This is a genomic window from Plantibacter sp. Mn2098 (assembly GCF_049319745.1).
Taxonomy (GTDB): domain Bacteria; phylum Actinomycetota; class Actinomycetes; order Actinomycetales; family Microbacteriaceae; genus Plantibacter.
In genome coordinates this window covers 17,044-35,779 of the sequence record NZ_JBMOUH010000014.1, presented here as the reverse complement: position 1 = coordinate 35,779, position 18,736 = coordinate 17,044, and the positions used below count along the sequence as shown (strand labels likewise).

General features: G+C 62.5%; 19 protein-coding genes and 2 pseudogenes. 14 read left to right on the top strand and 7 right to left on the bottom strand.

The window, feature by feature from the left end; genetic code table 11:
• Positions 1–64: 64 nt before the first annotated feature.
• Positions 65–568 (bottom strand): fumarylacetoacetate hydrolase family protein, encoded by a 504-nt coding sequence (locus ACL9RL_RS18885; protein WP_422781836.1) that lies wholly within the window; start codon positions 566–568, stop codon positions 65–67.
• Positions 569–778: 210 nt separating this feature from the next.
• Here ACL9RL_RS18885 and ACL9RL_RS18880 point away from each other — a divergent pair, with 210 nt between their 5' ends.
• The 6 genes from ACL9RL_RS18880 to ACL9RL_RS18855 all read left to right on the top strand — a co-directional run bounded on the left by ACL9RL_RS18880 (position 779) and on the right by ACL9RL_RS18855 (position 5,403).
• Entirely contained in the window at positions 779–1,420 is a 642-nt protein-coding gene (locus ACL9RL_RS18880) for a cysteine hydrolase family protein (protein WP_422781835.1), read from the top strand.
• Positions 1,421–1,792: 372 nt separating this feature from the next.
• Positions 1,793–2,434, top strand: coding sequence for a hypothetical protein (locus tag ACL9RL_RS18875; protein WP_422781834.1), 642 nt, complete (start codon positions 1,793–1,795; stop codon positions 2,432–2,434).
• On the top strand, positions 2,434–2,661 hold the full coding sequence (locus ACL9RL_RS18870) for a helix-turn-helix domain-containing protein (protein WP_422781833.1): 228 nt from the start codon (positions 2,434–2,436) through the stop codon (positions 2,659–2,661). Before ACL9RL_RS18875 ends, ACL9RL_RS18870 begins: the two co-directional genes overlap by 1 nt.
• The gene (locus ACL9RL_RS18865) at positions 2,658–3,641 is read left to right on the top strand and encodes an alpha/beta fold hydrolase (protein WP_422781832.1); all 984 of its coding nucleotides are present in this window, start codon (positions 2,658–2,660) and stop codon (positions 3,639–3,641) included. The genes ACL9RL_RS18870 and ACL9RL_RS18865 overlap by 4 nt, the downstream gene beginning before the upstream one ends.
• Before the next feature lie 65 nt (positions 3,642–3,706).
• Positions 3,707–4,342: a TetR/AcrR family transcriptional regulator gene (locus ACL9RL_RS18860; protein WP_422781831.1), complete on the top strand. Its 636-nt coding sequence runs from the start codon at positions 3,707–3,709 to the stop codon at positions 4,340–4,342.
• Positions 4,343–4,599: 257 nt separating this feature from the next.
• Positions 4,600–5,403, top strand: coding sequence for a sugar phosphate isomerase/epimerase family protein (locus ACL9RL_RS18855; protein WP_422781830.1), 804 nt, complete (start codon positions 4,600–4,602; stop codon positions 5,401–5,403).
• 500 nt (positions 5,404–5,903) lie between these two features.
• Here the strand turns inward: ACL9RL_RS18855 and ACL9RL_RS18850 are convergent, their stop codons facing one another.
• Positions 5,904–6,356, bottom strand: coding sequence for a GNAT family N-acetyltransferase (locus ACL9RL_RS18850; RefSeq protein ID WP_422781829.1), 453 nt, complete (start codon positions 6,354–6,356; stop codon positions 5,904–5,906).
• A gap of 859 nt (positions 6,357–7,215) precedes the next feature.
• Here ACL9RL_RS18850 and ACL9RL_RS18845 point away from each other — a divergent pair.
• Entirely contained in the window at positions 7,216–7,419 is a 204-nt protein-coding gene (locus ACL9RL_RS18845) for a hypothetical protein (protein WP_422781828.1), read from the top strand.
• A gap of 166 nt (positions 7,420–7,585) precedes the next feature.
• Positions 7,586–8,410, top strand: coding sequence for an ornithine carbamoyltransferase (locus ACL9RL_RS18840; protein ID WP_422781827.1), 825 nt, complete (start codon positions 7,586–7,588; stop codon positions 8,408–8,410).
• Between the two features lie 211 nt (positions 8,411–8,621).
• Here ACL9RL_RS18840 and ACL9RL_RS18835 read toward each other — a convergent pair whose 3' ends face one another.
• The 3 genes from ACL9RL_RS18835 to ACL9RL_RS18825 all read right to left on the bottom strand — a co-directional run bounded on the left by ACL9RL_RS18835 (position 8,622) and on the right by ACL9RL_RS18825 (position 11,154).
• Positions 8,622–9,287 carry a cyclase family protein gene (locus ACL9RL_RS18835; RefSeq protein ID WP_422781826.1) on the bottom strand — a complete coding sequence of 222 codons (666 nt, stop codon included), beginning with the start codon at positions 9,285–9,287 and terminating at the stop codon, positions 8,622–8,624.
• A gap of 374 nt (positions 9,288–9,661) precedes the next feature.
• On the bottom strand, positions 9,662–10,213 hold the full coding sequence (locus ACL9RL_RS18830) for an IS5 family transposase (protein ID WP_422781825.1): 552 nt from the start codon (positions 10,211–10,213) through the stop codon (positions 9,662–9,664).
• A 509-nt stretch (positions 10,214–10,722) separates the two neighbouring features.
• Positions 10,723–11,154 carry a YjdF family protein gene (locus ACL9RL_RS18825; RefSeq protein ID WP_422781824.1) on the bottom strand — a complete coding sequence of 144 codons (432 nt, stop codon included), beginning with the start codon at positions 11,152–11,154 and terminating at the stop codon, positions 10,723–10,725.
• Positions 11,155–11,360: 206 nt separating this feature from the next.
• On the opposite strand from ACL9RL_RS18825, the pseudogene ACL9RL_RS18820 reads away from it, so the two are divergent.
• Positions 11,361–11,567, top strand: a pseudogene (locus ACL9RL_RS18820) (IS3 family transposase); the annotation flags it as partial.
• 854 nt (positions 11,568–12,421) lie between these two features.
• The gene (locus tag ACL9RL_RS18815) at positions 12,422–12,799 is read left to right on the top strand and encodes a hypothetical protein (RefSeq protein ID WP_422781823.1); all 378 of its coding nucleotides are present in this window, start codon (positions 12,422–12,424) and stop codon (positions 12,797–12,799) included.
• On the opposite strand, the gene ACL9RL_RS18810 is transcribed toward ACL9RL_RS18815, so the two are convergent.
• Positions 12,800–12,931 carry a hypothetical protein gene (locus ACL9RL_RS18810; protein WP_422781822.1) on the bottom strand — a complete coding sequence of 44 codons (132 nt, stop codon included), beginning with the start codon at positions 12,929–12,931 and terminating at the stop codon, positions 12,800–12,802.
• Positions 12,932–12,958: 27 nt separating this feature from the next.
• Between ACL9RL_RS18810 and ACL9RL_RS18805 the strand changes: the two genes are divergently transcribed.
• The 4 genes from ACL9RL_RS18805 to ACL9RL_RS18790 all read left to right on the top strand — a co-directional run bounded on the left by ACL9RL_RS18805 (position 12,959) and on the right by ACL9RL_RS18790 (position 18,275).
• Positions 12,959–13,303: an SHOCT domain-containing protein gene (locus ACL9RL_RS18805; protein WP_422781821.1), complete on the top strand. Its 345-nt coding sequence runs from the start codon at positions 12,959–12,961 to the stop codon at positions 13,301–13,303.
• A gap of 106 nt (positions 13,304–13,409) precedes the next feature.
• Positions 13,410–15,122 carry an MFS transporter gene (locus ACL9RL_RS18800; protein WP_422781820.1) on the top strand — a complete coding sequence of 571 codons (1,713 nt, stop codon included), beginning with the start codon at positions 13,410–13,412 and terminating at the stop codon, positions 15,120–15,122.
• Positions 15,123–15,133: 11 nt separating this feature from the next.
• Positions 15,134–16,690, top strand: coding sequence for an SLC13 family permease (locus ACL9RL_RS18795; protein ID WP_422781819.1), 1,557 nt, complete (start codon positions 15,134–15,136; stop codon positions 16,688–16,690).
• Between the two features lie 52 nt (positions 16,691–16,742).
• Entirely contained in the window at positions 16,743–18,275 is a 1,533-nt protein-coding gene (locus tag ACL9RL_RS18790) for a leucyl aminopeptidase (protein WP_422781818.1), read from the top strand.
• A 135-nt stretch (positions 18,276–18,410) separates the two neighbouring features.
• Here ACL9RL_RS18790 and ACL9RL_RS18785 read toward each other — a convergent pair.
• Positions 18,411–18,671 (bottom strand): annotated as a pseudogene (locus ACL9RL_RS18785) (argininosuccinate synthase); the annotation flags it as partial.
• Positions 18,672–18,736: the final 65 nt, after the last annotated feature.

Here is an 18,736-nt window from a genome sequence, read left to right as displayed (position 1 = left end):
CGATCACGCATGCGCGCGCCCGGCGATCTCGGCAAACGCAGCGCCAGAACTGAAACGAATACGATCACATGCCTGCTTCCGAAAACCTCTGGCGAATCTCACCGACTCCGTCTATGGACGAAACGAGCTCGTCGCCGGCTCGGATGTACATTTCTGACTGCCTTCCCATGCCGACTCCCACGGGTGTCCCGGTGAGGGGAACGTCGCCAGGGAACAACGTGACGACTTGAGTGAGGAGCGCGACGAGCACGACCGGAACAATGAGGTCGTGTGTGTTTCCCGCCTGCACAATTTCTCCGTTCAGCATTGCGCGCAGGTCGATCGCGTCCCGGTCGGGTAGTTCGTCCACCGTCACCACATGCAGCGCGAGGGGCAAGGAATCCCGGACGGCACTTCCCCCGGCCGGACTGCGAACACGTTTGAGTCTGTGGTATCCGCGTCGAACGCGCGTTCTCCAACAATGATCCCCTATACACTCCCACGCCCGGCGAGATGCCTGCGCAGAACTTGGAACCGCTCGGCAAAGGACCCGCCAAATCGCCCGCAGACCGATGGGAAGATCGAGCACTTCCGCCGCCCCTTCGTCGACGGCTAAGCGTTCTCATGACACTTCAACACTGGACCGGCCCGATGAAACGTCCTCCCAGCCTGGCTCCATCATTACAATCGCCACGGGCTCCACACCGCCACAACCTTCTACCCAGCACGCGGTTGACCAACTCGCCTGGGCAGGCAAGACTAGCGCGGCCGTCAACCGCATAGAGGGGAACACTGAGCAATGAACTACGACATGAAAAGCGCTGCACTCATTACCATTGACGTCCAGGCGGATACCCTCGACGGGCAGCCGCTGGAGGTGCCAGGTACCTCGGCGTCGCTTCCACGCATTCAAGAGCTCGCGATAGCTTTCCGGGAAGCAGCGCAGCCGATTGTCCATGTCGTGCGCCTCTACAAAGGTGATGGAAGCAATGCTGAACCGTTCCGACGCGAGCTCGTCAGTGGAGACGTTCCGGTGCTTCGACCCGGGACACCCGGGCGCCTCCTGGCTGACGGCCTGTTGGATTCAGAGGACACGGACCTCGATGATCACCTGTTGCTTGCCGGAGGGTTCCAGTACTTCGGTGCCAACGAGGCAGCGATGTACAAACCGCGATGGGGCGCATTCTTCGGAACCGGTCTCGAAGGCCATCTGCGGGAACGCGGAGTGACTACCGTCGTGTTTGCTGGCTGCAACTTCCCCAACTGCCCACGCACCTCGATCTACCAAGCCAGCGAGAGAGACTTCCGCGTTATTGTCGCAACCGACGCCGTCTCCGGTCTCTATCCCCAAGGCGAGAAGGAACTGATCGGCATGGGCGCCTACCTCGCTAGCGCGAGCGAGATAGTCGCGTCCACGCGCGCGCCGATCATGAATGCTTAGGTGCGCCTCTCGGCAATTGCGGACGATGAGTAGGCCGATCGCATTCAGATCTTGGTCAAGCGCTTCGACGGAAAGGTAACGGGCTGCAACCCCATGAGGGCAGTTCCTCGCTGGAATGAGATTCGCGCGTACCTGCTCGACTGCGGAAAGACAGTGCCGAAGGCGACTGACGTGGGCTGGTCGTCCCAGCGGTAGAGATCGGCTGCTTGCAATACCGGCTCAGGGTCGTCTGTTGTTCAATCGTCGAGCGGAGTCGATGCTCTCCGTCGTGAGAGCGACGCTGATCCATACTCCTCCCATACTCCATCTTTGGCCCATCGAATATCGATATGATATCGTATCGAAATTCGATAAGTCATAGAGGAGTTCCGGATGAAACCAGCACCCAGCAACCGCAACCTTGGCCTCACGCCGCCGGCGGTACCTTCTGTCTCAACGAAGCTCGCCTTGCGCATTACCGCTGCCGCCGCAGCTTTGGTTGCACTAGGCGCAGTTGGCCAGTTGATTGGCCGCGCTGCCGCGACGTGGGGTATCGCCGATGCTCCTACTGAGAACGAGGTGGTTACCTCAATTGACCCCCTGACGGCGACAGCGTCCGTTGTGCGGCACACCGTCCTGGAGACGATTCCCGCGCAACCGGCAGCGCAGTGGCTCTCCTTTTCGGCCAGCGCGCTCATCACGATTGTCGCGGTTTCTATTGCCGCGGCGATTGCGCTCTTGGCTTTGCGACTTGCGCAGGGCGAACCATTCAATCGCACCGTACTCCTTGGGCTCTCCGTATCGAGTATCAGCCTCATCGTGGGCTCGTTGGGGTCAGACGCCCTGAATGCTGCTGCCCGTGCCGTGATGTACGCGGCTGTAGCTTCGAGTCCGGTCGGATCGACCGCTAACGCTCCCGCCCTGACGTTGGACGTCAACCTCGTGCCTATCGCTTGTGGACTCATTCTTGGGCTCATCGTGACCGCGTTCGGGGTCGGTACCCGGCTGCGCCAAGACGTGGACGGTTTGATCTGATGGACGACGCCCTCAGTGTCCAGTGCTCGCTCACCGAGCTGCTCGCGGAACGTGGGATGACTTTGACGCATCTGTCGGAACTCACTGGCATTAGCGTCGTGAATCTCTCCGTTCTCAAGAATGATCGCGCCAAGGCGGTCCGATTTAGCACATTGCTCGCCATCTGCGAAGCTCTCTCGTGCACAGTTGGTGACGTCCTTCACGTATCCTCTCCGGGAGCGCGATGAGCGAGAACATCAGTTCGCCGCAGCCCCTCCGGCCGGCAAAAGGACGTTCAACGGGACGAAGAGTGCTGACCTGGCTCCTGATCGGAGTTAGCTTCATCGCATGGATTGGAGCAGCTGGCGCGACTATCGAGCGTGCCCGCGCGTCGTACGATGCACGCACGGTCTCCCGAGTCGGTGTCGCGGTCAGCCTGGGTCACGGTCGCGTGCTGAACATGAACTGCACAGGCCCGCGAAGTGCCGCCGCGGGTACGATCGTGCTCGAGGCAGGCCTTGGCGAGTCATCGGTGAGTTGGTCGGACGTTCAATCCAGGCTCTCCGCTGACCGACGCGTTTGCTCATATGACCGCGCCGGTTACGGCTGGAGTCCGGTCGCGACCGGCTCGAAAGACGCGATCACGCAAGGGCGTGAACTCTACTCCCTTCTCCACGCGGCCGGCGAGCGAGGTCCGTACACACTCGCGGCGCATTCGCTCGGCGCCTTCGTCGTCCGCGCTTTCGCCTCGGCACACGTGGACGAAGTTCACGCGCTGATTCTCGTTGATCCGACCAGCGAGAATGACGTCATCGACGCAGGTGAGCCGGTACTGCCTCTCCTAGCCACTCGACTGGAGGCCATCCTCTCGAGAGTAGGGCTGACTCGAATTGGCGTCGAACAGCGTGTCCGCGACGAAGCCGGTGCTACGCCACCTCAAGCCGTGACCGCCCGTGCTTCCTTCCTATACCGGGCGCAAGCGATCGAGACATCGATCGATGAACTCGCGGCGTCAGTTTCAAGCGCCAAGGAGATGCTCCAACTCCCGTTGCGTGCTGACCTCCCGGTGAAGATACTGCTGTCGGATGAAAACTTCGAGAAACGCGCCAACGTCATGTCTGCACTTACGAAACGCACGTCGATCGAGCACCTCAACGGCGGTCACTACCTGCAGTATGAACACCTTGCTCGCGTGACGGACGCGATCGCATTGAGTGCGTCCGATTGAGCACACGAGTTGCTGCTACGGTGGCGCGCTCAGAACTCATTCAACCCGAAATAAGAAGGACCGGAATGTCCACCAGGACTGGGAAGACCAACCCTCGCCCCGAATCTGAAGGTAAACGCAACGAAATCCTTCGCGCCGCCGTAGAAGTCTTCGGCGCCAAAGGTTCCGCTAACGGCACGCTTGCCGAAATCGCAGAGCATGTCGGCATCACTCACGCCGGTGTGCTGCACCACTTCGGCTCGAAGCAGAACCTGCTCCAGGAGGTCCCCGCGTTCCGCGACGACGACCATCCAACCGATCAGGACCTCGCCGGCGGCGCCTTCTTTCTGCACCTAGTCCGAGTAGCTGCACGTAATACCCAGCATCCGGGACTTGTTCAGTTTTACACCGTACTCTCCGCGGAGTCTGTGACAGAGGACCACCCCGCAAGAAACTACTTCGACGAGCGCTACCGCTCGCTCCGAATCGAGATCGAAGACGCCTTCCGCGAGCTCTGCACCCAGGAGAACGTCACCGACACGCAGTCAATCGACATCGCTGCGGCCTCAATTCTCGCCGTGATGGATGGAATGCAGTTCCAATGGCTACTGCAACCCAGTGAGGTCGATCTTGCGATGACCAGTGCATTCGCCATTCAAGCAATCGTGAACGGCGTGCTCCACCCTGGGCGGAATCTGTCTTCATACGCGCGCACCCGATGAGGCCGGCGGACACCCATGACCTCTCCCGAACCAAACACGTCCGTTCACAGGTTCTCGCAACGCGCGTGACCTGAGAACGGCGCGCTCCACCGCAGGTTGCGAAGACTGAAAGTATGCTCAATGCATCGCTGAAGTAGCCAACGGTTCGAGAATCGAAGAGCGGCTACCGACTACTTCAAGCAACTAGAGACCTACCAGGAACCGCATTCGCTGAAACGCACGAAACGAAGTGCAGACAACTAGCCAGAAGGGCGCACATGAATGAAGTTGGAGTATCAAGCTGGTCGCTGCATCGGCTGCTCGGCGAGTTCTGGGCGGAAGATCACCCTGGCGCACAGCGACACCATCCCCAGACGCCAAGCACTGGTCTACCCTTGCTCGAACTCCCAGCTCAACTCCGCAGCAATGGCTACACAATGTTGCAGGTATGTCACTTCCATTTTCCCGAACTTGGACAGGCCTATCTCGAAGAGTTCAGATCTGAGCTCGCTCGCAACGAGATTCGACTTGACGCACTACTGATTGACGACGGCGATTTGACCGCCGCGAACGGCGACACTCATGAACAGTGGATATCCGGATGGCTGCACGTCGCTGAAACGCTGGGCGCCGACCGGGCTCGTGTCATCGCCGGAAGAGCTGCACCAACTCCGGAAACCATACGTGTTTCGGGGACAAGACTGCGACGACTTGCTCGCAACCACTCAGGCATCCGAGTGGTGACTGAGAACTGGCATGAACTGCTGTCAAGTCCTTCAGCAGTCTTGGACCTTCTTGATCAATGTGGCGGGGACGTTGGACTGCTCATTGATCTCGCGAATTGGGACGGCGTCAACAAACAAGCGCAACTCGAACAAATTGCGTTCCAAGCCGAGACATGTCACGCGAAAGCAAACTTCGGACCAGGAGGACTTGATATCTCCGAGTTCAAGGAAACACTAAGTACGGTTCACAACGCTGGTTATCGCGGCCCCTTCGCACTTGTTTATGACGGACCTGATGCAAACGAGTGGGATGCCTTGCGCGAAGAACGAACTGCAGTTCACGAAGCGATCCGATGATCCCAATGCCACCTGCAGAGGACACAGGCGCGACCGATCAAGTGCCTCAGCAGCTCACATGCCTGCAGCTACGTCGGTCGTATTGGCTCCTTGGAACAACCCTCGCGCTAGCGGTGGCTGTTCTCTGGTTGGTCGCCCGAGCGCTTGCGGGGAAAAGTGCCAGTGAGCGCACGAACAACATCACGTTCAATTCACCATTAACATTTTATTGTATTAAGGTGTACCGTGGTAAGAAAGCTAGTATTCTTCGGGAATATATGACGGTGAGCAACTCTGCTACCGGAAAGAATGGTTCCCGCGCGCGCAAACCAACTGTGATGGCGGTTTCGCAGGTGGGAACCGTTTGTCGGGGAGCGCCCTTCGACCACACGCCGACCGCGGCCATCCCGGAAACTGGCAAGCACAGCACCAGACGGTGGTGCTGTCCAGATACACAATTCGGCCCCGAAAACTGAACGTTCCGGCGTGATCTTCCCACCCAGAATGATCCTCATCGATGACTAAATGGCCTTCTCCATGCAATAACTCGTCGAATCATTGGTATAGGCTCCAAATCGCGGTATCTGCTCATAGCCGGACCGTTCGTAGAGGCCGATGGCGTCAACTTGCGGTAGGCCAGTCTCAAGCTGAATCAGGGAGATACCGACCCGTCGCGCATGAGCCTCAATCGCGTCCAACAGGGCACGACCAATCCCGCGCCCCCGAGCAGCCCCCGTGACAAACATGCGCTTGAGCTCAGCAGACCCATCGCCTCGATCTTGCAACGCAGCAGTACCGATAGCGACTCCGTCCTCTCGAGCGACATACAACACGACGTTCGGCCGCTCTAGTGAATCAATGTCGAGGCCATGACAGTTTTCCACTGGGTAGAGGGCAAGGGCGAAACGGTCGCCCTCTGCCAGCAGGGCAGGCACCCCTGGCTGGCGGGGGTTCTCGATGTCTACGGTAACCATGATTGAGTGTATCGAGTCTCTGCTTCCATGCTGAATGATTTCCAGGGGCTGCGTGTGAAGTACATCCCTATCTCGTTTCCTAGTGGACCTGGTACGCAGAGAGATTGTCGTCGCCGATGGAACGACAGTGTCATGTAAGGTGGTCGAAGGATCCGAGAAGGCCATAGTGATTCTGTATGAACTCGCCGGAAGTAGTCGAGAATTCGCGCCCCCACCAAGTTCGCTCGCGGGACGGCGCGTGATCCTCATCGACCAACTTGGTCACGGGCGCACCGTCCAGAAGGAATCGATGTTGGGTAGCTGACACTATCGATGAGGTGACCCATGTCGACGTCGAGTCCCGGCCGGGGCCTCAGCATGCCAGAAGCATCGTCGAATGTGTAACTGAGTTTTTGGTGCATGTCTCTTGCTTCCTGGGTCTGCGCTGGCGTGACGGTGATCAGCGCGGGAGTGAGCGCCGGATACGCGGTCGCTGGACGACGCGGATCAACGGGGGAAGCCCGAACGCCTTCTAGGTACGCCCTGGCTCGAAGCGCAGCGCTCCTCCTCGTGGCTATCGTGGCGACAGTCAGCGGGGTGACGTGGTTCGTCACGGCGATCGCCCTGGCAATGATCCTTGTCAAGGTGTTCGATGCGGTCGTCGGATCGACGATTGGGGACCGTATGAAGACTTCGGGCCCGCGGGGCTGGCTGTGGTGAACGCCGCGCTTGCGTGGCTTCTAGCCAGCTGAGGAGATCCCACGAGAGCGAAGGTAGAGCTGTGTAGATCCCTGAGCCGCTACGGCTGTGGTGGCACGATGCTGCCGGTATCCGCGTGCTGTACTACTACAGAGGCCGCCAGCGGACAGTCCTCCCCGTCATGAGCCTCATCTGCGCCGCTGCCAGTCTCATTCCCGTCGAAGGTTTCCTGGGCCGGTCCATGCTTGTTGTCGTGCCCTATTTGCTGGTCCCGGCCGGCGGCACCGCCGAAGCGTTCGCGATCGCGGCCACGGTGCCACGCACCGCTTCCGTCGAGCAAGGCACGCTGGCACGTGCGGATCGCGGCGCCGATGATCGAACGTGAGCAGACAAACAGTATGGAGTCGCCATGACCGAGGCTGATTCTAACGCCGTGATTCGTTTGGTGCGACCCGCGCTCAGGAGCGCACTGCTGGCTGAGGCGCAGCGAGCGGAATTTCTGTACGAACTCGTACACCTGGGCGTTCGATGAGAGTCATTATCATGGTGAAATGCGACACCTCATAACACTCGACGATTGGACAACAGGCGACCTCCACTCGGTGTTTCGAACAGCCGATCTGTACCGCGCGGGCAGCGGTCCCCATGTCAATGGCTCTGCTGCACTGTTTTTTCCGCAGTCGAGTCTGCGCACGAGAGTGTCCTTCGAACGCGGAACTGCGCTGATGGGACTACAACCCATTACTTTCCCACCCGAAACGCTTGACCGCGAGGAAGCATTGATCGACGTGGTTGGGTACCTGTCGGGTTGGGTCGACCTGCTTATCGTCCGCCATCCAGACCTGGCAGTTCTGGAGGGTCTTGCGAGATCAGACCTTCTTCCCGTTATCAACGCGATGACGAGTGAGAATCATCCGTGCGAGGTCCTGTCCGATCTGTACGCACTGTCTCAGCGCTCCGAACCTCGTGCGCTGCGCTATCTCTTTGTCGGCCCAGACGGAAATATCGGACGCGCTTGGCGAGAGGCTTCCCGGGCGTTCGGGCTCGACTTGACGCAGTCCTGTCCGGCGTCGCTGGCCATGCGCGGAGTGCAATGGAATGAAGACCTGTTTGATGCGGCATCGCGTGCTGACGTCATCTTGACCGACTCTCCTGGTGATGCGGCTCCTCCTCTTGCGTCGTACATCATCACGCAAGACGTGCTCGCCGTAGCGCCCACCGGTGTGCGTTTGGCTCCCTGCCCACCCTTCCTGCGCGGTCGCGAGCTCACTGACGGGGCGCTGTCGGGGCGTGCGTTCGTTGGTTACGAGTTCAAGAGATCACTCTTAGCAGTGCAACAAGCTGTGGTCGCGCACGCGCTTGGGGTCTCCGAATAGGGTGAGTTTGGGTACCATGCCGGTGCTTCCATGTTTGAGACAGTTATCGACGAGTTGGTGTTGGTGAGTGAGAGCAGCTGGTGTGTTCGTCTTTTTTTCGAGGATTCATCAGCTCCTTGATGGGAACAAGTTGCCGCTGGTGGTGCCGACCACGCCCGCGCAGGCAGACGTCTCACCCAGCTCTGCCTGCCCGTCGACGTCGCTCGGTGTCTCAGTCCTTGATGATGGCGTAGGCGCGCACCGGGAAGGTCCCAAATCCTTCAATGCGCGGAGGCGCCGCCGTGAATCGGGCGCCCTCGGCCGGCACCGAACTGAGATTGGCCAGGTGCTCGACAACGTGGATACCGTGTTTGAGTAGGGTGCTGTGGGCGGGTCGTGCTCCAGCCGAGGCAGGGCTGATGTCGTCAATATTGATGGAGTCAATGCCGACAATCGCGATCTTCCTGCCTGCCAACTCGGCGGCGGCTGCGGCTGTGAGATACGGCGCATCGAGGGGATAAGCGTCGGTACCAAAGTTGCGATCCCAGCCGGTGTCAAAAAGTACGGCCGAACCGGAAACGATATTTCTAGGGAGATCGTTGATGTCGATCGCGCGGCGGTGCGCATCGCGCAGGCGGACCACAACGGCTGGTAGATCCACGAGGGTTTCCAGAGATAAGGACGCCAGGTCGGCACCATCGCGGTAGCGGTGGAAAGGGGAGTCGAGATAGGTCCCTGTGTTTCCAATCATCTCAATAATATCCATGGCAAAATCTGTACCCGGTGCGTAAATGCTGCGGGATGCTTCGCGTGTTAAGTGCGGCCTGATGGCCGGCGCTGGCAGCCCAGGGTACGTAACGAGGCCAGAACGAATCGTGTGTGATAGGTCAACGATCATCGGAGCGTATCCGCGACGCGTAGGAACGACTTCATAACGGGACTAACGCTTTCAAATTCATGAATTGCAAGTTCCTGGGCTCAAACGTGGCGAACCCGAGCCGGAAACTGCGTCGGATGGGAGCGCGGCAAGAATCACCGCTGCCTGATGCGAAACTAGACGAGCTTCGCAGCACGCGTCGCCGCCTCTGTGATAATAACTCGCTTCCTCCTGGTCAGTCGAGGAAAAAACCGGCTGATCGGCGGGGGAACGATCGTCGGCCGGCGTCATTAGTCCGCCTGCACGTATGACGAGAAGTCTGGTCTCGGGGGAGCACGCCGTTCGCGATCGCTTGAATGGCAAACTCACTAGTGCTAGCAAGGTTGGAGTCAGGTTTAAGTAGCGACTGGAGCTGCAGCCCATCCATGACAGCAAGAATCGAGTCCGCCGCTTTGTCTATCGGCTGTGGATTGGTGACGTTTTCCTGGGCAGGTCGGTCGTGTATTATTTCGGGCTGCGTGAAGGTAGTCCGAGCTGGTCGTGGTGTCGTTGATATTCCCCGGCGTGAGCACCATGCTGAGCGGGCGACCGCGGCCGTCGGCCACGAGGTGGATCTTGCTGGTCAGGCCGCCTCGCGAGCGGCCGATTGCATGATCAGGCGGCTCCTCGCCCAGAATCGTGTAGTTCGCTCGATCCCCCGTGGTGCGCGCGAGGGTAGCGCCGTGCTGATGCACGCGGGTGATCGTCGAGTCGATCGACACGACCCAGTCGAGCTTGCCGAGCTCATCACTGCGCGCCTGCACAGCAGTCAGCACCTGCTGCCAGTTTCCGTCCTTCGCCCACCGATCAAAGCGCTTGAACACCGTGTTCCACGGACCGAACCGCTCTGGCAGATCCCGCCACGGCGAGCCCGTCCGGAAACGCCACGCGACTCCTTCGACAACCATTCGGTGATCCAATAACAGCCCACGCCTCATCAGAAATCACATCACGCTCATGCCCGCCTCAATCCTCGCGCAGAACCCACCCCACAACTTATTCAACACGCCCTAGCCTAGGGTGTGCCGAGCATGCCTCGGCGGTGACGAGCCTTAACTTCGACGTGACGCGTGAACTCCTTTTGAAGGATGATTGAAGCGTTCGACGACCCACATTTTCACCGTGATTGGCGAGAGTGGTGGCGGCGCCGACGGGCCTCGCGCTCTTCACGAGCCGCCGCAGCGGATATTCGCTTCCTCTGGTTCTCGCAATGCTCGACGCTCCGAATTCGTCCTGAGTGATGGTGCTGACTGGAGTTGCTCCACGTCGATCCGCTTCCCGGTACAAGAGCCGCCCTCCGGATTCGACCTGAATCTCGCATAGGACAGGACAAGTCGCATGTTTCGTCCTCACACGGCATCGGTGCTCTGCCCAAAGTGCTCCATCCCTCTTCTCCCGCGGTGCACGTGTTGTCACGTTACTTCCCCCGGTGCTTCGCCTTCCGTTTCGCAACCCGGACAGCTCGTCTCTTCTCAGACTCTGCTCTACGTCTTTCGCGACTGGCATCACTTCTCACCTTCCTCTTCTCCGCCAACGCGGCCGCCAGTGCCTCCTGGCTTCGTGTCGTACGAGAATCGCATTGACGTGGCACGGCTTCTCTCGCCAACCTTTTCGGGTTCCGGGGTAAGCGATCCCTCGCACGCTCTTCGTGTGACACCCGCGGAGCACGGTTGACGGCGTCTATGAGACGGTTCCCGTCCGTACGGGTAAACATCCAGAGCTCGGCAGAAGTCGGCTCTGCTCCGAAGATGACCTTTGCTGCTCGAATCTCGCCGTGCTCTAACACCTCGAGCACGCCGACCCAGAAAGAGCCATCAAAGAAGACGGTAAACGTAGTTTCAGTTCCCATGGATTTCCTCAGTAAACAGGCGCAATAAAGCGCCTGTCAGTAACTGGTTTCCATAGCAACGGACAACGAGCCGATCAGAGACGGCCGCCCGGACTACCAACCGGGCCGTGAGATTCGATAGTGAACAGGTCATCAAAACATAGCAGAACGATCGACATCAGCGACGAGCTCGGAGCCTACACCTAACTCGATGATGGAGCCCCCTCTGGTCGAGCATGCAGATCGAGCTTTTGAACCGGAAGAAGTGGCGCACCCGGCTCGACCTTGCGAACGCCATGTTCGACTACTTCGAGATCATCTACAACCGTCAGAGGCGCCACTCGAAACTCGGACACATCACTCCGATCGAGCACAAGTTGCGCTTCGACAAGACCCCATCCCCGCCTGGTCTTCAGACCGGAGCGGGTAACTGACCTGTAGGGCACGTCACTTCGACAAAACACTATCCCCGCCTGAACCACACAACGAAGCGGGTAACCAGGCCATGGGGCACGTCATGGACGTCAACCAAACCGACAGCAGACCTACGGACCGCGAGGCGGCGCGCAACTTGTGCGTCAGCTTCGGGGTGGGTAAGGCGCGTCTCGGGTACGGAGATCATGCCGGACTCTTCGGTTTCCAGGATCGCGTGCCGGCACCGTACCTCGAATCTCGGTCAAATCTCGTGATCGCGAAACTTGAGCACTCTACTACACCATTTCGAAAAGCTGACTCGGTCACCTTTTCTTCGATGAGGCGAACAAGTCCAACAATGCAAATGAGCGCTATGAGCGAGTTCGCTTTGCAGCTTGGACGGTAGCGTACCTTTTGAATCGCTTCGGCATCTGCCCGTCGCCATGTAGCTCGATGAGAATTGACTTCCGCCCGCACAGTGGCGCACTCAACGAGTGCTATCGGGTCGAACACTCACGCTGAAGCGGCAAGGATCACGGTGACGTTGTGTCAATTCCCCTACATCTGGGGGTCAAAATCGCAGCTCGTCATCGATAGTCTGGCCATGACGGACTGGGGTGACAACTGCGTCTTTCGCCTTACAATCCAACGCGGGAGCTATCCACTGACGATTTGGCGAGATGCTGAGCACTGCAGAGTTCTTGGCAGTTCTACTCGTATGGTAAGTAACAACCACGGTCCTACAGTCAACCAACAGACGACGCGGACTGCTCGAGTCCTGCCGTCACGCACGGGCGACCCGGGCTGATGCGCCGCCTCCCTCCGACGCCGGCATCCCGTACGGTTCTGCACCACTCGAAAGGCGACATCGCTCGTGAACTTCCTCGACGCCCTCTGGCTCATCATCGTGGCCTTCTTCTTCATCTCCTACATCGGCATCCTCTTCGCGATCATCCGAGACATCTTCCGCGACGGCAGCCACAACGGCTGGTGGAAGGCGATCTGGGTCGTCTTCCTCATCTTCGTGCCGCTCCTCACCTCGCTCGTGTACCTCATCGTGAACTCTCGCGGGATGGCCGAGCGCGAGGCAGCCTCCGTGCAGCACCACCGCGCCGAAGCGGAGACCTACCTCAAGGACGTCGTCGGCCGCAGCGCCGCGACCGAGATCGCCGATGCCGCAGCGCTCCTGCAGGCCGGAACGATCACCGAGGCGGAGTTCCAGGCGCTCAAGGCGAAGGCCATCGCGGCGTAGTCAGCCGAAGAAGCGGTCGGTCCGGCAGCCACCCGGCGCCGGGTCGACCGCCCGCAGCACGACCGCCCGCAGCACCAGGTCCCGCAGCAGACCGCCCGCAGCACCAGGTCCCGCAGCACCAGCCGGCACCATCCATCGCACATCGCACGAGGAGACACCATGGCATTCGGACGACGCAAGCGCGGCGGCCTGCTCCAGACCGCCGCACGCACCGCGGTCATCACGGGCACGGCGGCAGCGACGAGCAACGCGGTTCACAATCGGGCGGCACGCGGACAGGCTGCAGCGGCACCCGCAGCGGCAGCCGCAGCCGAGGCTCCTCCACAGGCCGCTCAAGCGGCTGGACTGTCCACAGCCCCGGAATCGCCCTCCCACCAGGGACTCGGCTCCGGTACCGTGAACGCAGAACTGCTCGACCACCTCGCGAAGCTCGGCGAACTCCACACGGCAGGCGTCCTCACGGACGAGGAATTCACGCAGCTGAAGCTCAAGGCGATCGGCTGACACCCGGTCATCGCAGGACGACCACCGGGTTCCGAGCACACGGGACCCGCACCACAGGACCCTGAGCACACAGGGCTCTGAGCACACAGAGCACAAGGAGCGGTCCATGAGCGCGAGCACGGTCCCAGCCGGCATCCAGACCGAGGCGAAAGCCTCCTGGCTGCCGCTCATCGTCGTGGTGCTCACCCAGATCCAGGCGTCGTTCGCGGTCAACGCGCTCACCGTCTCGATGGGCGGCATCACCGCCGACCTCGACACGCCGGCCACCACGATCGGCACGGCGATCACCGCCGGAACGTTCGCGATGGCCGCATTCATCCTGCTGGGGGCCAAGATCGGCGCCAAGTTCGGCACACGGCGGGTGTTCCAGATCGCGGTCGTCATCCACGGTGTCGCCATGGCGCTCGTGGCGCTGAGCGTCAGCCCGGCCATGCTCTTCATCGCGCAGGCCGCCTCCGGCGCCGTCATCGCGCTCATCGCCCCGGCACTGACCGTGTTCATCGCCTCGAACTTCCGCGGCGCCCAGCAGGGTCAGGCCATCGGGTTCCTCGCTGCAGCCATCCCCGCAGCCGGAGTGCTCGCGCTGCTCATCGCCGGAACCTTCGCATCGACGATCGGCTGGCGCTACTCGTTCGCCCTCGTCGCAGCCCTGGCCGTCGTGAACCTCCTGCTGAGCTTCAAGCTCAAGTCCGTCCCGGCGCACCCGGACCTCAAGATCGACTGGGTCGGCGCCATGATCGCCGCCGTCACGATCATCCTCCTGAGCTTCGGGTTCAGCGGGCTCGGCTCGTGGGGCATCTGGGTCGCAACGGCGAGCGCCCCGTTCAGCATCCTCGGCGTCTCCCCAGCACCGATCCTCATCATCCTGGGCATCATCGGCGGACAGCTGTTCTTCTCCTGGCTGCGCAAGGGCAAAGCAGAGGGCGCGCCGCGCATCTTCGACCTCGACGTGCTGAAGACGGGTGCGGAACGCGCCGTGACGCTCTGCATGGCCATCATGCTGTTCGTCGGCACGGCGGCCAACTTCCTCATCCCGCTCTACATCCAGGTGGTGCAGGGCCGGTCCAGCTTCGAGACGTCGATCGCGATCATCCCCTACACGCTGTCGATCTTCATCGCGAGCACGGTCGTCGCCAACCTCTACAAGCGGTTCACCCCGCGGCAGCTCGCACGCTTCGGCTTCGTCGTCGTGGCGCTCGGCCTCATCATCCTCGCGCTCACGATCCGCAACGAGTGGGAGCAGGCGTTCGTCGTCATCGGTCTCATCACGCTCGGCCTCGGACAGGGCTCGATCGTCGCCCTCGTCTTCAACACCCTCCTGTCCTCCGCTCCCAAACGCCTCGCGGGCGACGTCGGGGCCTGGCGCGGCCTCGTCCACAACCTCTCCGGCAGCGTCGGCATCGCGGTCGCGACCGTCTTCGCGGTCGGCCTCCTCAGCTCGATGGTGCTCACGGGCGTCTCCACCAACCCGGAACTCACCGAGGAGCTCACCTCGCAGGTGAACCTCTACGACATCAACTTCGTCTCGAACGATCACCTCGACGAGGTGCTCGCCGGAACGGATGCGACGCAAGCACAGGTCGACGCGGCGGTCGCCCTCAACGAGGAGTCTCGTCTCCGGTCGCTCAACCTCTCGCTGCTGGCACTCGCCGCGCTCGCACTCCTCGCGATCATCCCGGCCGGACGCATGCCCGGGCGGATGTCCGGTGAGCTGCCGGAGGACATCGACGCACCCGTCGCTTCCGAGCCGGTCGGGTCCGGGTCCGGCGGGCCGGTCGGGTCCGGCGGATCCGCGGGCTCGACCGCCACAGACGACTGACCGGAGCGGTCGTGGACCCCGTCTGGATCACGTTCGCGATCCTCCTGCTCGCGGTCGCCGCCTTCGTGTGGAACCGCGTGCCGGTCGGCATCGTCGCGATCGGGGTCGCGCTCGCGCTCTACCTCACCGGGGTGCTCACCGCGGAGCAGACGCTCGCGGGCTTCGGCGATCCCGTCATCGTGTTCATCGCGGCACTGTTCGTGGTGAGCGAAGGGCTCGACGCGACCGGCGTCACCACGTGGGCCGGCGCCCAACTCGTCGCGAAAGCGGGCACCGACCGCAAGCGGCTCGTGACCCTCGTGATGCTCCTCGTCGCTGTCGTGACCGCGCTCATCAGCGTCAACGGCGCCGTCGCGGCGCTCGTCCCGATGGTCGTGGTCCTCTGCATCCGCGTGAAACAGGTGCCGTCGCAGATGCTCATGCCACTCGCGTTCGGTGCTCACGCCGGGTCGCTCCTCGTGCTCACGGGCACCCCTGTCAACGTCCTCATCAGCGAGCTCGCGAACGACGCCACCGGGCGACCGATCGGCTTCTTCGCCTTCGGCCTCGTCGGGGTCCCCCTCGTCGTCGGGACGATCCTCATCACGGTCTTCCTCGGTCCGAAGCTCCTCCCCCGCCGAGAAGCCGCGCACGTGCCGCGCGACCTGAGCGACCACGCGGAGACCATCGCCGAGCAGTACTCCCTCTCGGACGTCGACGGCCTCCTCAACCGCGAGACCGGGCTCACCGAGGTCGTCGTCCCGCCTCGCTCATCGTTCGTGGGCGAAACCGTCTTCCCCGGCATGGTGACCGACAGCGGCGAGCTCGTCGTGGTCGCCATCCAACGCTCCGGAGAGGACGTCGGGCGCACGGAGCTCGCGGCGGGCGACGTCATGCTGCTCCGCGGCACCTGGGACGCCCTCGACGCGAACACGACCGACCCCAACGTCGTGGTCGTCGACGCACCACAGACGATCCGCAGTCAAGCCGTGCCGCTCGGCCCGCGCGCCGGCTCCGCCATCGCGATCCTCGTGGCCATGGTGATCCTGCTCGCCACCGGGATCGTGCCGCCCGCCATCGCCGCGCTCAGTGCTGCGGCGGCGATGGTGCTCCTGCGCGTCCTGTCCGTCGGGCAAGCCCAGCGATCCATCTCCTGGACCACGCTCATCCTCGTCGGCGGCATGATCCCGCTCTCCACCGCGATCACGACGAGCGGCGCCGCGGAACTCCTCGCGAACGGCCTCGTCGCACTCGTCGGCGATTCGAGCCCGTACCTCCTGCTCCTCGGGGTCGCGCTCGTGACGGCGGTGCTCGGCCAGCTCATCAGCAACATGGCGACCGCGTTGATCGTCGCGCCCATCGCCATCGCGATCGCCGCGGAGACCGGGATCTCGCCGCTGCCCCTCCTCATGGGCGTCGCCGTGGCGGCCGCCGCCTCGTTCCTCACCCCGGTCGCGACCCCCGCGAATACGATGGTCATGGGACCGGGCGGGTACCGCTTCGGCGACTACTGGAAGCTCGGCCTCCCGCTGCTCGTCCTGTTCGTCGCGGTCGCGACCCTGCTCGTCCCGGTCTTCTGGCCGTTCTGAGCGCCCCAGACATCCCTTCCGAAACCGACATCGACACGAAAGCAGGCAGACGATGAGTCCTCGGCCACACAAGCTGATCCCACCGAGCTTCAGCCCGACCCCTTCCCGCGCACCCGAGAACGCCGTCGGCATCCTCGTGGTGAACGACCTCTCGACCGGTCTCGACCTCGTCGGCGTAGCGGTCGAACCGGACGGCTCCGTCCCCGCAGCGGTCGGTGTCGACTTCGCCACCCTCGCGAACGCAGGGTTCCGCGGCGAAGTCGGCCAGACCATCCTGCTGCCGCAGCAGAACGGTCCGGCCACCCTCGTCTTCGGTGTCGGCGCAGCCGAGGCCAGGACGGCTGCCGCTCTGCGCGACGTCATCGCGTCGTTCGCCAGAGCAGCAGGCGCATACGCGCGCATCGGCGTCGACCTCCGCGAGACGTTCTCCCTCGAACAGGCCGTCATCGGCCAGATGATCGCGGAGGGCGCGCTCCTCTCCCGGTACCGGTACACGCCGCTCAAAGCGGACCCCAAGCACGTTCCGCTCGTCTCCCTCGACATCCTCGCGGCCGCCGGCGACGCCCAGGACGTGACCGCAGGCACCCGTCGCGGTGAGATCCTCGCCCGTGCCACCAACCTGGCTCGCGACCTCGCGAACACGCCTCCCGGCCACCTGACCGCGACCGACATGGGTGACGTGGCCCTCGAGGTCGGTGCGGCGCACGGTCTCGACGTCGAGGTGTTCGACAAGCAGCAACTCATCGAACTCGGCTGCGGCGGTCTGCTCGGAGTCAACGCCGGCAGCGTCGAGGAACCGCGGATGATCCAGCTGCGCTACACACCGAAAGCGGACAACGGCGCCGCGATCGAGCCGACGGGTCACCTCGCACTCGTCGGCAAGGGCATCATGTACGACTCGGGCGGCATCTCCCTCAAGCCGTCCGACCCCATGCACCTCGCCATGAAGATGGACATGGCCGGCGCCGCAGCCGTGCTCGGAGCGATGACGGCACTCGCGGACCTCTCCTGCCCCACCGCGGTCACGGCGTTCCTCATGTGCACGGACAACATGCCATCCGGCTCGGCGACGGTCCTCGGCGACGTCCTCACCCTGCGCGGCGGGACGACCGTCGAGGTCAAGAACACCGACGCGGAGGGCCGGCTCGTCCTGTCCGACGCGCTCGTCCTGGCGAGCGAGGAGCACCCGGACGCGATCGTCGACATCGCGACGCTCACCGGTGCGGCGCTCATGGCGCTCGGCACGAAGACCGCGGCCGTCATCGGCAACGACCAGGGCGTCATCGATCGGGCCGTCGCGTCATCGAAGGCCACCGACGAGTCCATCTGGCAGTTGCCGCTCGAACGCAGCTACCGCAAGCAGCTCGACTCCGACGTCGCCGACATCTCGAACATGGGCGGCAAGTACGCGGGCGCGACGATCGCGGCCCTGTTCCTCGCCGACTTCGTGGGCGACATCCCCTGGGCGCACCTCGACATCGCCGGCACCATGCAGGTCGAAGCCGACGAGTCCTGGCGCCCCAAGGGTGCGACGGGCTTCGGCACGCGCCTGCTCGTCGACCTCGCGGAGCACTTCACGAAGTAGGCGCGCCTGTGTTGGCGTCAGCGCGATGCGCTCGCGCGAGCGCGGGTCTCCGCGGTGAGCGCGGGTCCGGTCGGACCCGCGCTCACCGCACCGGGTAGCGCGTGCGCGAGCGCATCGCGCTGCCCGAAGGGGACGTCAGTCGGTGCCGGAGTCGAACGCGGCGCCCTCGGAAGCCAGGTCCGTCGCGCGGTCGAGAGCGTCGGTGGAAGCATCGATCGCCTCACCACCGAGGATCTCCTCCGCCTCACCGACCTGCAACTCGCCGACGAGCTCGGCCGTCGGGCCGCCCACGAGCCCGGCCGCAGCGTACTGCTCCAGACGCGAACGCGAATCCGCGATGTCGAGGTTCCGCATCGTGAGCTGACCGATCCGGTCGTCGGGGCCGAACGCCGCATCTCATTAGTCCGACGCTGATGGACCTCAATCGTCGTCGCGGAGCGTCGCTCGTCCAGTATCGTTCA

What these genes read in the sequence shown, in the direction of transcription:
- ACL9RL_RS18880 (WP_422781835.1), top strand. Translation starts at nt 779, where the DNA reads ATGAACTACGACATGAAAAGCGCTGCACTCATTACCATTGACGTCCAG.
- ACL9RL_RS18875 (WP_422781834.1), top strand. Translation starts at nt 1,793, where the DNA reads ATGAAACCAGCACCCAGCAACCGCAACCTTGGCCTCACGCCGCCGGCG.
- ACL9RL_RS18870 (WP_422781833.1), top strand. Translation starts at nt 2,434, where the DNA reads ATGGACGACGCCCTCAGTGTCCAGTGCTCGCTCACCGAGCTGCTCGCG.
- ACL9RL_RS18865 (WP_422781832.1), top strand. Translation starts at nt 2,658, where the DNA reads ATGAGCGAGAACATCAGTTCGCCGCAGCCCCTCCGGCCGGCAAAAGGA.
- ACL9RL_RS18860 (WP_422781831.1), top strand. Translation starts at nt 3,707, where the DNA reads ATGTCCACCAGGACTGGGAAGACCAACCCTCGCCCCGAATCTGAAGGT.
- ACL9RL_RS18855 (WP_422781830.1), top strand. Translation starts at nt 4,600, where the DNA reads ATGAATGAAGTTGGAGTATCAAGCTGGTCGCTGCATCGGCTGCTCGGC.
- ACL9RL_RS18850 (WP_422781829.1), bottom strand. Translation starts at nt 6,356, where the DNA reads ATGGTTACCGTAGACATCGAGAACCCCCGCCAGCCAGGGGTGCCTGCC.
- ACL9RL_RS18845 (WP_422781828.1), top strand. Translation starts at nt 7,216, where the DNA reads ATGAGCCTCATCTGCGCCGCTGCCAGTCTCATTCCCGTCGAAGGTTTC.
- ACL9RL_RS18840 (WP_422781827.1), top strand. Translation starts at nt 7,586, where the DNA reads ATGCGACACCTCATAACACTCGACGATTGGACAACAGGCGACCTCCAC.
- ACL9RL_RS18835 (WP_422781826.1), bottom strand. Translation starts at nt 9,287, where the DNA reads ATGATCGTTGACCTATCACACACGATTCGTTCTGGCCTCGTTACGTAC.
- ACL9RL_RS18830 (WP_422781825.1), bottom strand. Translation starts at nt 10,213, where the DNA reads ATGGTTGTCGAAGGAGTCGCGTGGCGTTTCCGGACGGGCTCGCCGTGG.
- ACL9RL_RS18825 (WP_422781824.1), bottom strand. Translation starts at nt 11,154, where the DNA reads ATGGGAACTGAAACTACGTTTACCGTCTTCTTTGATGGCTCTTTCTGG.
- ACL9RL_RS18810 (WP_422781822.1), bottom strand. Translation starts at nt 12,931, where the DNA reads ATGGTGCCGGCTGGTGCTGCGGGACCTGGTGCTGCGGGCGGTCTGCTG.
- ACL9RL_RS18805 (WP_422781821.1), top strand. Translation starts at nt 12,959, where the DNA reads ATGGCATTCGGACGACGCAAGCGCGGCGGCCTGCTCCAGACCGCCGCA.
- ACL9RL_RS18800 (WP_422781820.1), top strand. Translation starts at nt 13,410, where the DNA reads ATGAGCGCGAGCACGGTCCCAGCCGGCATCCAGACCGAGGCGAAAGCC.
- ACL9RL_RS18790 (WP_422781818.1), top strand. Translation starts at nt 16,743, where the DNA reads ATGAGTCCTCGGCCACACAAGCTGATCCCACCGAGCTTCAGCCCGACC.